This is a genomic window from bacterium (assembly GCA_016702305.1).
Lineage (GTDB): Bacteria > Electryoneota > RPQS01 > RPQS01 > RPQS01 > JABWCQ01.
Window position 1 is genome coordinate 59,475 of the sequence record JADJEH010000002.1, and the last position, 12,891, is coordinate 72,365.

General features: G+C 58.7%; 9 protein-coding genes. 6 read left to right on the top strand and 3 right to left on the bottom strand.

All coding sequences use genetic code 11. The features are described 5' to 3' along the window. Positions 1 to 88: 88 nt before the first annotated feature. Complete coding sequence (locus IPH10_04780; GenBank protein ID MBK6910232.1) at positions 89 to 1,642, bottom strand: hypothetical protein; 1,554 nt, start codon at positions 1,640 to 1,642, stop codon at positions 89 to 91. Positions 1,643 to 1,651: 9 nt separating this feature from the next. Next, the gene (locus IPH10_04785) at positions 1,652 to 4,222 is read right to left on the bottom strand and encodes a hypothetical protein (GenBank protein ID MBK6910233.1); all 2,571 of its coding nucleotides are present in this window, start codon (positions 4,220 to 4,222) and stop codon (positions 1,652 to 1,654) included. Positions 4,223 to 4,414: 192 nt separating this feature from the next. Here IPH10_04785 and IPH10_04790 point away from each other — a divergent pair, with 192 nt between their 5' ends. The 6 genes from IPH10_04790 to IPH10_04815 all read left to right on the top strand — a co-directional run bounded on the left by IPH10_04790 (position 4,415) and on the right by IPH10_04815 (position 11,590). After that, positions 4,415 to 5,713, top strand: a complete 1,299-nt coding sequence (locus IPH10_04790; protein ID MBK6910234.1) for an efflux RND transporter periplasmic adaptor subunit — start codon at positions 4,415 to 4,417, stop codon at positions 5,711 to 5,713. Positions 5,714 to 5,865: 152 nt separating this feature from the next. After that, complete coding sequence (locus tag IPH10_04795; protein MBK6910235.1) at positions 5,866 to 6,552, top strand: ABC transporter ATP-binding protein; 687 nt, start codon at positions 5,866 to 5,868, stop codon at positions 6,550 to 6,552. Positions 6,553 to 6,559: 7 nt separating this feature from the next. Beyond that, a complete protein-coding gene (locus tag IPH10_04800) occupies positions 6,560 to 7,783 on the top strand; it encodes an ABC transporter permease (GenBank protein MBK6910236.1) in 1,224 nt (407 codons plus the stop codon). Position 7,784: 1 nt separating this feature from the next. Continuing rightward, on the top strand, positions 7,785 to 9,038 hold the full coding sequence (locus IPH10_04805) for an ABC transporter permease (protein MBK6910237.1): 1,254 nt from the start codon (positions 7,785 to 7,787) through the stop codon (positions 9,036 to 9,038). Positions 9,039 to 9,062: 24 nt separating this feature from the next. Further along, entirely contained in the window at positions 9,063 to 9,656 is a 594-nt protein-coding gene (locus tag IPH10_04810; protein MBK6910238.1) for a GNAT family N-acetyltransferase, read from the top strand. Between the two features lie 32 nt (positions 9,657 to 9,688). Beyond that, positions 9,689 to 11,590, top strand: a complete 1,902-nt coding sequence (locus IPH10_04815; protein MBK6910239.1) for a S9 family peptidase — start codon at positions 9,689 to 9,691, stop codon at positions 11,588 to 11,590. An 82-nt stretch (positions 11,591 to 11,672) separates the two neighbouring features. Here IPH10_04815 and IPH10_04820 read toward each other — a convergent pair whose 3' ends face one another. Continuing rightward, positions 11,673 to 12,719, bottom strand: a complete 1,047-nt coding sequence (locus IPH10_04820; protein MBK6910240.1) for a T9SS type A sorting domain-containing protein — start codon at positions 12,717 to 12,719, stop codon at positions 11,673 to 11,675. Positions 12,720 to 12,891 lie beyond the last annotated feature (172 nt).

Below are 12,891 nucleotides of genomic sequence, written 5' to 3' on the forward strand. Positions count from 1 at the left end.
CGAAGATGGGGAGATCGGTGGAGAATGATGAACGATGAAGGATGGATGAGCGACGGAATGAACGCGGCCCGCTTGCGCGGGCCGGGAATCAGGTAGCGGTAGTGAAGCGCCGGAACCAGCGTCGCTGGGACCATCCTTTGAGGATTTGGGCGGCGACTTTGGGGGGATCGTCGCGCAATCCGTCGCGATTGGTTTCGAGCATCTCGGTGAGCCGGTCAATGCCCGTGAGCCCGGCGCGGAGCGCCTCGACGTCGGGCAGACCCTGGTTGGCTTGAGCGGCGGAGATTTGCACGCGGACGCGTTGTTCGACGGCATGCATGACGCGGTCGCACCAATGGAGGAAGTCCTGTTCGATGATCTGCTGCACGATTTTGTTGGCGCGGGCGAGTTGAGCGCGGCGGGCCGAGGCAATCTCTTCATTTTTGCCCATGAGCGATCCGACCAGTCCGGCGCGCTGGCCGCCGCCTTCGCTGAAGATGCGCTTGGCATCGAGCTCTTCTTCAATTTGGGCGCCGAGGCCGCTCTGACTCCAGCGCATTTCGATTTCTTTGAGGGAAATCGTGCGCAATTCGACACGCACCGCGAGGGCACCGAGCCCTTGCACGAATTCGGCCATGCGGTCGGTGAATAGTTCGGTGAGCCGCTTGGCCAGCGCGGGCACGGCCAGGGCCTGCAAGTAAGTGCTGGACTGCGGACCGGGTTGGCGTGGGTCTAGCAAAGCAGCCATCGCCGGGCCGGTCGTTTTCTTGCTGAAGAAATCGTCGAGCTCGTTGCGCAATCCACCGCTCCAATTGCGGCGGTATTCCCCAAGAGTCTGCCGGGTGATTTGCAGGCGGCGATTCTGCCGGTCAATTTCCAACGAATATTGCTGGCGCAGGCTGTCGAGCTGATCCACGAGCCTCGGCAAGACAAAGTGCCAGGTAGCGGCGTGCACGGCCTGGACCTCTTCATAGCTGATTTCGCGCAGAGTGCAGAGTTGACTGAAGAGCAGCGGGCGAACATCTTCGCGGACGATTTCGGTGGCGGCGAATTGCTTGACGATCATGCCGGGGCGTGTCATCCACGACTGGAAGGGCGGTGGCATTTCATCGCCGACGGCGACCAGGACATGCGCGCCGACGAGTGCTTCGAGGACCGCGGGCCAACCGGCGTGCAATGCGAGTGCTTCGGCGTCGGGCAGCCAGGCCAAGCGCCACGGGGACGCGCAGGCCACCTCGCGATGCAAGACCGTGACGCGGTCAGGCGGGAGCGGGCTGCTGAGCAAAGCGTGCAGAGCGGCGTCGGAGATTTCGCGTTCGGTGCTGCCGACGTGAATGCGCGTGACCTTTTCGTCGCCGGGTTCAATCCACCAGAGCAGGGGTGTTTCGCTGACGTCTTGAATTTCAGCGGGCAGCCCGACGCAGCGGGCCAGGTCGGTGACGAGCTGGCTGTCGCCACCGATGACGGTGAGGACCGGGGCTTCATCCACGACTTTGGCAAAGACCTCAAGCAGCGGCACGCGCAGACCGGTTTCGCGGCAAAGCGTTAGCAGTTCGAGCAGTTGCGGCGCGGCGATTCTACCGCTGTCCTGACCGGCCTGTTCGAAGAGCCGGGCCAGCAGCTGCGCGGCATGCCCCGCAGAATGTGAGAATTTATGATTCATCAATAGAAGTTAGAACTTCAGCAGCGACAGCAGATTTGTATTCAGGACAATCTGGAGCAGGACGCCGACTCCGACGAGCGTGGCGAGGAGCTTAAAGCTCTTGCGGTTCAGCTCTTGCTGCTGGTCGAGCTTCAGCGAGAGTTCGGCACGCGAGGCGATTTGGCGTTCGGCCTGTGTGCTTTCGATGAACTCGAACTTGGACTGGACGAGCTGCAAGACGTCGCGGCGAAAGGCGGGCAGGTCGTTGCGCTGCAGTTTTTCCAGTTCGGCGATGGTGGTATCGAGCATTTGGCTGAGTTCTGAGAGCTTTGTCTGCTCGGCGCCTTCGACGCGGCGCAGTTCGCCGCGCAAATCAATCAGGAAGCGTGTCAGTTCGTCGCGCGTCTCGCCGAGCGTCTTGCCGTGGGCGGCCAGTCCGCGTTCGTATTCGGATTGCGAGCGGCGCATGGCGTCAAGCATTTGTTCGTGCTTGTCGAGCGACTTATTGAGCAGCGGATAAAACTTCTTTTGGGCCTCGAACTCGGTCTTCATTTCCGAGGTCATGGTCACGAGATTCTGGGCGTCGCCGGCGAGGCCTTGCAGCGCGAGCTGATTGCTCTGGTTCATCGTTTCGAGGAACTTCGAGTAGCGTTCAATGGCCTGCGGGACGGTGCGGATCTGTTCGAGGAAGCGGTCGTACCCGCCGTCAATGACTTCCTTGAGGCGGGCGGCGTTGTCGTCGTAGTTGGCGCGGATGGATTCCTTGAGAATTTCCAGCGACTCTTGATTTCGCGAGCGCAGCGCCGACACTTCGGAGGCGACGACTTTGACGTGGGTTTCGATGGCGCGGGTGAAGCGCTCATTTTCTTCACTGCGGGACTGGAAGCTCGACAGTTTGTCGTCAATCAGCGAGGCGGTGCGGCTCACATCGGCGCTGAGCTCGCGGGATTGCGCTTCCTGTTGTTTGCTCTGCTCGCGAATGAAGGCGTCGTAGCGCGCGAGATCGGAGCGCAGCGTTTCGGTAATCGAGGCGAGCTGGTGCTCGACATCCTGTTTAAGGGTACCAAGATGCGCGGCGAACTCGGCGGCCATGCGCGCGGACAGCTCGTCGGTCTTCTGGGTGATTAACTCGAAGCGGCCGTCCCAGCGGCTGCGCAGCTCGGCCAGACCGGAGTCAATACGTTCGCGGGTGGTGCGTGCTTCGGCGTTGAGCTGTTCGGTGACTTTGCCGCTCTGGTCTTCCAGGCGGGTGATCAGTTGGCGGAGTTGTGAGTGCCGCTGCTCTTCGTTGTCGGAGAGTCCGTTGACGGATTGGCTGACGGCCTGGGCCTGATTATGCAGGTAGTCTTGCAGGCCATTGAGCTGTTGGACGATCTGCGCGGATGCGGAGAGCGTTCCTGTACGGATACCGTCAATCTGCTGCTTTTGCTCGTTGACATGGCGGCCGACGGCCTGCAGCGCTTGCGTGCGCTCTTTGCTCATGCGGTCGAGGCGGACGAGCAGCTCTTTGACGTTTTGTTGTTCGCGTTCGATGCGGTCGGTCTGCTTTTCGGTCATCTCGGAGAGATCGAGCGCGAAGTTGGCGAGACCTTTTTGGATTTCGGAGAGGTCGTTGACGTTTGACTTGCGAATGTCATCGAACTCGCGAAGCAGGCGGTTTTCGGTACCGGAGAGGGCGGCCGTGAATTCGCCGCTGTCGAAGGCGACGGGTACGCCGACGACGGGTTGTTCTTCGGACTGGACTCGGGGTCGTTCGCGCTCGACGCGCACCATGGCGTCCATCTGATCACGCAGACGGGCCAGCGCGCTGTCAAGTTCCGCCTGAACTTTGGGCGCGACCAAGCGGAGCGCCTCATCAATCGTCTTGTCGAGCTTGGCGATCCGTTCACTCTGATCGCGCGTGTTGTTGGACAGCAGTTCGCGCAGTTCGGCGGAATAGCGGGCCAGCTCTTCGGTCACGGTGGACTCGGTGCGGGCCAGCAATTGGCCGATCTCGTCGGTATTGGGTGCGTAGACTATCGGGGCGGCGGGTGCTTCAACGGCCGGGGCGGTAGCAACATAGGCCGGCTGGTCGCTGACGCGGGCCGACAGTTGGCTAATCTGCTGAATTTCCTGCTCGGCCTTGCGGCAGAGACCGTCGAGCCGGGAGGAGAAGGCCTGCAGGCGCTCCTCGATATCGCTGGAGAGGCGCTGGAGGGCTTCGCGGCTGGCAGACGACTGTTCGCCGACGATACCGGCCTCTGCACGGAGGGCCTGTTCCAATTCGCGCTGAGTGGCGGCGAGCTGCAGCAGGACTTCTTCGGCCCGGACGCGCATTTGCTCGGAGCCTTGGCGCATCTGGGTCTCGATTTCCTTGACCCCTTCGAGCATTCTGGTGCCAGCGGGTGCAAAAACCTCCTTGAGGCGGTCCACACCGCGGGCGATTTGTTGCAGGGACTCGCCGGACTGTTGTATATTGTCGAGCCCCTCGGAGAGCTTCCCGAGCTGCTCCCGGAAGGCAGGTATAAACTGTTGTTCTGTAAGCTCTTGGGTGAAAGATTCGAGGAATTGCCGTAGGGGTTCAACGAGTTCAGCACCGGGTGTAGGCTTGGCAGGGGTCATGCGAAACGCTCCTAAGTCACGAAAATGGTCAAAATCCGATTACTCCAGAGCAAGGTTGGTACCAACGGGGGAAGCGGAAATGCAACATTTCAACACAAGTGTCACTCCGTATAGACAGAGCCGCCGGGGCGGTTCGCTTGGCACCTGCATAGGTGCAGCAGTTCTGCAACTTGATGAGTATTTAGGCACAACATGTCAAAGAAAGCCAAACGCATTATCTGGATTGTCGTCGGGCTCCTCGTGGTGGGGGGTGGCGCGGTGGCTTACCAGCAACAGCAAGGCAAAGAGAAGCCGGCGGCGACGGTAACCGTCGAGACGGCGGCGCGTCGTCAATTAGTGGCGACCGTTTCAGCGGAAGGCCGGATAGATCCGGTGACCCAAGTGAAGTTATCAGCGGAAATTCCGGGCCGGATCACGAAGCTCGCGGTGAAAGAGGGCGATGTGGTGAAGCAGGGGGATTTTCTGGTCGAGCTTGACCCGGAGATGTATATCACGGCTCTCGACGCGACGAAATCTGCCTTGAAATCGGCCCAGGCGAGCAAGCTGAAAGCGGACTCGGACTATCGTCGCGTGTCTGAGCTTGTGTCGCGGGGGATGTCCTCGCAGGCCGATATGGACGCGATGCTGGCGCAGTCCCAGTTAGCGGAAGCGGATCTTGAGCGGGCTCAGGCCGAAGAGCGGCGGGCGCGCGAGAATATGGGCAAGACGCGGCTGTCGGCCCCGATGTCCGGCACGGTGTCGGCGTTGAACAAAGAGGTGGGCGAGCTGACGCTCGGGTCGCAGTTTCAAGAGGACGTGATTCTGATCGTAGCCGACTTAAGCAAAATGGAAGTGAAGGCGAACGTGGACGAGAACGACATCGTCAATGTCAGTCTTTACGATACGGCACGGATCGAGATAGACGCGTTTCCGGACACGACCTTTCGCGGGTTGGTGATGGAGATTGCGCAATCGGCGAGTAATGCATCGGGATCAGGTGATTTCGGGGCGGAAGTCTCGGCGACGAATTTTGAAGTCAGCGTTGTCTTGATAGACACCGTCCCGGGTGTGCGGCCGGGTATGTCTTCGACGGTGGACATTGAGACGGATTACCGTAACGACGCGCTGTCCGTTCCGATTCAATCGGTGGCGGTGCGCAAGAAGGGGGAAGGCGAGGCGGTGACGTTGACGCGAGAAGCCGAGGAGCTATCGTCGCGGCAGATCACGGAGCAGGTCAAGTCAGGCACGCTCGACACGGCCAAGATTGCCAAGAAGGATGAGCTGGAGACGGGCATCTTCCGCTATGTGAATGGCGAGGCGGTGTGGACGATGATCAAAGCCGGAATCGCCGCGGACCGTTACATGGAAGTTATGGACGGCGTGGCGGTGGGTGACTCGATTATTACGGGCCCGTACCGGGCGCTGGCGCGTGACTTGAAGGATAAGGACAAGGTCGCGCTGGAAGAAGAGAAGAAGAAGGACGGCGACGAGAAAGACAAGGACAAGGGTTAGCGCGCAGAGGAGCTGAACGCGTTACGCCGCCGCCGGGTGGTTGGCGACTTGGTCTTGGGTTGACGGAATGGACACGCAGTGCAGGAATGACAGAGAGAGTTTGCGAAATCAAATCGGTGTCATCACATATTATGACTTCTGAACGCCGCACGATGATTGACATTCAGAACATGAGCAAGGTGTACGACCTGGGGACGATTCAGGTTGAAGCGCTGCGCGGAGTGAATGTCAAGATACTCGAAAACGACTATGTAGCCATTATGGGGCCGTCGGGTTCGGGTAAATCCACGCTGATGAATCTGATTGGCTGTCTGGACACTCCGACGTCTGGCGAGTACTATCTTGCCGGAGAGCGGGTTGCCGGATTGGCGGATCGGCAATTGGCGGAGATTCGGAATCGTCGGATCGGTTTTGTGTTTCAAACCTTCAACCTCCTCCCTCGCGCGTCTGCGCTGCAAAACGTGGAACTCCCTCTCGTCTATGCAGGTGAATCCCCCTCGGAGCGGCGCAGGCGCGCGAAGGAGGCGTTGGAGGCTGTTGGTCTGGGCGACCGCATGAAACACAAGCCGAATGAGATGTCGGGCGGTCAGCGGCAGCGTGTGGCGATTGCGCGCGCGCTGGTGACGAATCCTGCGATCATATTGGCGGACGAACCGACGGGAAACCTCGATTCGAAGACCGGTGAAGAGATCATGCAGTTGCTGGAGAATATCTATGAGAACGGTAATACGATTATTCTGGTGACGCACGAAGAGGAAATTGCGCGGCACGCGCGCCGGATTGTGCGTTTACGTGACGGATTGATCGAGTCTGATCAGGCGATGCCGCGCGCGGCGTAATCCAATCATGCGATTTCTGATAGACGTCATTAACGGATTGCGGATAGCTTTCGGGGCGCTGCGCGCCAACAAGCTGCGCGCGAGTCTGACCACTTTGGGCATCGTCATCGGCGTGATGACGGTGATCATGATGGTCGTGATCGTTATGGGTCTTAACAAGGCGCTGCGGAGCCAACTTGAATTTTTGGGCGCGGAGACGGTCTATATTTCGCGCTGGGATTGGAACGGCAACGACTGGCGGGACATGATCAAGCGGCGCGACATGGAACTGCGGTACGTGGATGCGCTGCGCAAAGAGTCGCGGGAGATTGAAGCGATTTCGCCGTTCTACGACCAGCAGATGAACGTGTCGTTTCGCGGGGCGACGCTGTCGCGGGTGAATATTCAGGGGGTGTCGGAAGAGTTCTTTTTGACCAATCCCAAGGACCTGGCCGAGGGGCGGGTGTTCACCGGGCAGGAGGTCAGCCGGAACGCGAACGTGACGGTTATCGGTCAGGACGTCGCGGCGCAGTTGTTCCCGGATCAATCGGCGATCGGCAAAGAGCTTAAAATCGGCGCGTGGAATTTTGAAGTAATCGGCGTGACGACGAAGTACGGCAAGGTGTTCGGGCAGAGCTGGGATAATTTCTGCGTGATACCGTACGGCGTATTTGAGAAGCGCTTCGCGGGCCGCAATTTTGACGGTCTAACGATCGTTGCGAAGGGTCGCAGCGCGGATCGAATCGAGGATTTGCAGTGGGAAGTCACGGGTATCATGCGGCGGCTGCGGCATCTTGATCCGCGCGAAGTCAACGATTTCGGGTTGAACACGCAGTCGGCGATTCTGGATCAATTCAATCAGATGACCGCCGCGGTGTACGCGGGTGGAATTATCATCGGGCTGATCTCGCTGATAGTAGGTGGTATCGGGATCATGAATATCATGCTGGTTTCGGTAACGGAACGAACGTCGGAGATCGGTTTGCGCAAGGCCTTGGGGGCGAAGCGTTGGAATATCGCATGGCAATTCTTGACGGAATCGGCGGTGATCTGCGCGGTCGGCGGCATCGTGGGGGTAGGTTTGGCCGCGTTGGTGTCGCAGGCCCTGAACAACGTTCTGCCAACCTACATGCCGATGTGGATCGTCTTGGTGGGCGTGCTGTTTTCGGCGGTGGTGGGCATATTCTTCGGATTGTATCCAAGCGTAAAGGCGGCGTCATTGTCACCGATCGAAGCGCTGAGGGCGGATTAGCATGATGCGCAAGTTGGCACGATCGCTGGGGGCATTCTGGGAGTCGTTTCGCATGGCGCTGGAAGCAATGCGGGCGCATAAGCTGCGCGCGTTTTTGACTCTCATCGGCGTCGTGATCGGCGTGGCCACAATCATCTCGATGATGACGGTGCTCGGCGGGATGAAATACAAGATTGACGATGCGATGCTGAACTCGCTGGGTGCGAACGTGTTTCAGGTGCAGCGTTATGACGGTGACGGGGGGATTCACTTCGGTCCGCGGCGCCGGAAATGGCGGCCAAAGATCGAGGCTTCGTATGCCAAGGAGATCCGCGAGCGTTGTCCATCTGTGCGCTCGGTCGGCATTGAGTCGTGGAGCTTCGGGCGGCGCTTGACGCGGGGCGGTCTGGAGACAAACGGTGATCATTCTATTGCGGGCGGTTCGGTCGAATTCGGCACGAACAATTCGCGTTATACTGTGCTTGGTCGGCCTATATCGCAGCAGGACGTTTCGTCTGCGCGTCGCGTGATCGTGCTGGGTTTTGACGCGTACAAGAAGCTCTATGCGGGCGGTGATCCGCTGGGGACGTTTGTGCGTGTGGACGGTCAGAAGTTTGAAGTGATCGGCGTGTTTGAAGAGCGCGGCGAGATGTTTGGCGAATCGCAGGACCGTGAGAATTGGATACCGTTCTCGACGTTTGAGAGAATCTACGGGGACAAGTCCGTCAACCTGACGGTTCAGGCGTGGGATCCGTCCGCGTACCGCAAGTCGCAATACGAAGTCGTTGAGGCGATGCGGGTGCTGCGCGGATTGCGGCCAGGGGAAGAGAATAACTTCGCGATGTGGACGCCGGACCTGATGCAGAAGCAGTTCACAGAGCAGACGGCCTGGATCGGCGTGGCCACGTTCGGCATCTGCGGCATATCGCTGCTGGTCGCGGGCATCGGGATCATGAATATCATGCTTGTTTCGGTGACGGAGCGCACCCGCGAGATTGGTGTGCGCAAGGCGCTGGGCGGAACACGCGGTTCGATATTGCGGCAGTTCCTGATTGAAGCGACGACGCTTTCCCTCGTGGGCGGCGCGATCGGCATCATGTTGGGTTACGGCGTGGCGGTGCTGCTCAATACGCGCTGGGATTTTCCGGCGCCGGTTCCAGTCTGGGCGGTCATGCTCGCGACGATTTTCTGTACGGTGGTGGGAGTGGGGTTCGGAATGTGGCCGGCAATCAAGGCGTCGCGGCTCGATCCGATTGAAGCATTGCGCTACGAATAGAGTGTTATAATCACAGGTGTCATGATGCGCACTCCGTTTCTGCGGGGAAAGAAGGTTGTATTGGGGGCGATCGCTGACGGAGATGTTCCGACGATTGCCGGTTGGATCAACGATCCCGAAATCTACGTCAACTTACTGATCACCAAACCGAATCGCGAGCAGGATTCGCGGACGCGGCTCGAGGCTTTTTGCACGGCGGCGGATACGCAGATGTTCGCGATCTGCCTGCACGACGGCAAGCTGATCGGGGTTATGGGGCTGCATGAGATTGACTGGGTACACCGCAACGCCACATCGGGCGCGTTTATCGGCTCGGCGGAGCATCGCGGCCAAGGCTACGGTCTGGACGCGAAGATGCTCGTGTGCTATCACGCGTTCTGCACGCTGAATTTGCATAAACTCTATACCCATGCTTATGAATTCAATGCCGTGAGCCTGCGTTACAATGCGAAGTGCGGCTACCGTGAAGAGGGTCGGCGGCGTGAGCACTATTTTCGGGCGGGGCGTTATTGGGACGTGGTTGAGACGGGGCTTTTGCGGCCGGAGTGGCTGCCGTTGTGGGAAGCGTATCGCGCGGGCGACGCCTCGATTCGCGTGCCCGAACCGAAATTGGCGTGATGATTGGTGTCAACTGATTTGAGAATGGTCACATGTTTCGAAAACTCTGGAGCGCCCTCGCGGCGCTCGTGCTTATGATGGGCTTGGCCAACGCGAATCCCGCCGCGGATTTGCCGCTTGAGGAATTCTTCAAGACGTACAAAGTCGCCAGCATGTCGTTTTCACCGGATGAAACGAAGTTGGCGTTTGTGTCGGATAAGTACGGTCTGTTTCAGCCGTATACGATGCCGGTGCGGGGCGGGGCGTGGACGCCGCTGGTGACCACGGGCGATGCGATCATGGCCGTATTCTGGTGTCCGACGGACGCCGACAAGATCTTCTTTTCGATGGACAGCGGCGGCGATGAGAATTTCCGGCTGCATTTATACTCCGTGAAGAGCGGGACGTACGAAGCGGTGACGCCGGCGGGTGTGCGCGCCGACATGCTGGGCTGGTCGCACAATGGATACTATCTGTACTTCAGTACGAATGAGCGCGACAAGCACTACATGGACACGTACCGGCTTGACGTGCGGACCATGGCGCGTGAGCGCGTCTTTGAGAACAACTCGACGCTGGCGGTCGCGGGGATATCGCAAGACGACCGGACGTTCATCCTGTCGGAGTTCGTCAGCATAACGTCCTCGAATTTGTACGTGTACGACGTAGCCTCCGGCATCACGACACCGTTGACATCGCAGGAGGAGGGCGAGGCCAACTACGAGTTTGCGGATTTTTCGCCGGATGGCAAGCTGCTCTACATTCTCACGGATTCGGAGTCCGAGGTCATGCGGTTGGTGACGTATGACACGGAGAACGAGGAGTGGGACGTGGCGTACGAAGACGAGTGGGATGTGGTGAGCGCGTCGTTCAGTCATCAGAACAAGTTCTTTCTCGTGCGGGTAAACGAGGACGGCGTCTCGCGGGTGGAGATTGAGAATGTTGAGACGGGCGAGGAACTGGAATTGCCGCCCTTGCCGAACGCGGAAATCGTTCCCTTAGGTTTTTCGCGGAGTGAACGATACTTGCGTATCTGGGTGAGCGCGGACAATATTCCGGGCGACCAGTACATCTACGATCTGGAGACGTTCGAACTGATCAAGCTGACAAATCTGTTTGATCAGAGTCAGTTGAAGCCGGACATGCTGGTCAAGTCGGAGTTGGTGCGCTACGAGTCGTTTGACGGTACGGAGATTCCGGCGTGGGTTTATCGTCCGGCGCATTTAGGCTGGGGCAAGAAGGCGCCGGTGGTGATCGAGGTCCACGGCGGGCCGATGGCGCAGCAAAAGGCGGGCTATTCGCCGTGGATTCAGTTCTTGGTGAGCCGCGGGTTCATCGTGGCGGCGCCGAATGTGCGCGGTTCGACGGGTTATGGCAAGTCGTACTATCTGGCCGACGATCGGAAGTGGGGCGAGGATCCGCTGCAGGATGTGATCTATCTCAAGCACTTCCTGGCCGACGCCTATCCCGAAGCGGACACGTCGCGCACTGCGATTTGGGGCGGATCATACGGCGGTTACATGGTTTTGGCGGCGTTGACGTTTGCTCCGGAAGAATTTGCATTGGGGCTTGATTGGGTGGGGCCGTCGAGCCTGTTTACGCTATTGGAATCGGTGCCGCCGTACTGGGAGCCGTACAAGCAGTACTTTTACCGTGAGATCGGCAATCCGTCGGTGCCCGCAGACAGCGCGCGGATGTATCAGCAGTCGCCGCTGTATTTTGCGGACCGGATCGTGCGGCCATTGCTGATTGTGCAGGGGCGGAACGATCCGCGTGTGAAGGTAGCCGAGTCAGAGCAGATTGTCGCAGCGGCGCGCAAGAACGGTAAGCAGGTCGAGTACATGCTGTTTGAAGACGAAGGACACGGTCTGCGCAAGCGTGACAACAAGCTGAAGGCCTACAACGCGATGTATGATTTCATGCGCGCGAACTTGGGGATGAAGAAGACGGACTGACCTCCGTCACTGTCGGCCAATAGAAAACGCAAAAGCCCGCTCGCGAGAGTGGGCTTTCTAATTGGGTGCATGCTCGATTTAGCTATTTCAGCAGCAGCAGGCGTGCCACGCGCGATGCGTTGGCCGTTTCGAGGCGGGCGAAATAGAGTCCGCTTGGCAGCGACGATCCGTCGAAGTGAGTGTCATGCGATCCAGCTTCGCGAGTCTCGTTTAGCAAGACCCCGGTCTCCCGACCCAACAGATCGAATACCGTGATCTTCACATGTCCGCGGCTCGTGAGGGTGAAGCGGATTTGCGTCTGCGCGTTAAAGGGGTTGGGATAGGCGGCGAGCGTCAGTTCGCGCGGAAGTTCGAAACGGTTTTCGGCTTCATCGGTCGAGTCAATCAGCCACGGCACGAACGGGACTTCGCCCGTGATGGTATCGCCTTGTCCTTCAGGATTGTAGGCGGCATGATACGGTCCGCTGTTATGTCCCCAGTAGTTTTCGCGCGCATCCGCGGCGGCACTTAAGTCCACCGCGTAACCGCAGTTCTCCCATCGGTTGTTGATTAGGGTAAGCGGCGCCATTTGCCAAGACGGATTTCCAGCGTAGATGGAGGGTAAGGAGTTCAACGAGTCGTTGCGAAAGGTATTGTCGCGGATCCGCGAGATTGACGACCAGTCCGCCATTATATCATCGGCCGTGCTGATGCCCGAACAATTTGAGAATAAGTTCCCTTCGATTAGCGGTCCTGTTTCGATAGCATTGAGAGAAATATAGGCAATAGCCCCCAATGCCGAAGGAAGGTCGGCAAGGCCATGACATGACGCAAAGGTATTGCCGATGATCTCGACAGAATCTGCGGAGTTTGAGTATATCTCCAGAGCCGCATAACCGTAGATGCAACTAGAGAAGACATTGTTCTCAAATCGTATCGCGCTGTTTTCGGCCCGCACTGCCGAGCTGAAAGCCCGAGTCGTCACTGGACCAAAAGTGCATCCGCTCACGACGTGTGGACCACCTCCGAGGATAAGCAAGCTGATTCGGCTTGAAGACGAGAATTGGCAGGAGCGAAGCCGCGAGCGGTGTGCGTCCACAAGCGGCAGGTCGCCGCTTCCGCCGGAGAAGATGCAAAGTTCAGCATCCACAAAGTTCCCTGGGCGTCCACTAAGGCACCGTTGAAGGTTGTTCCGAAACGTGCAACGGTGAAGTTCAATATGAGCGCCTGTGTTTGCTTCCATTTGCCTAAGACCCTCAACAACAGAATCGACGCGGCTGCCCTGCATAATGATGCTGTCGGCCCAGCTCCGGATACCCCTG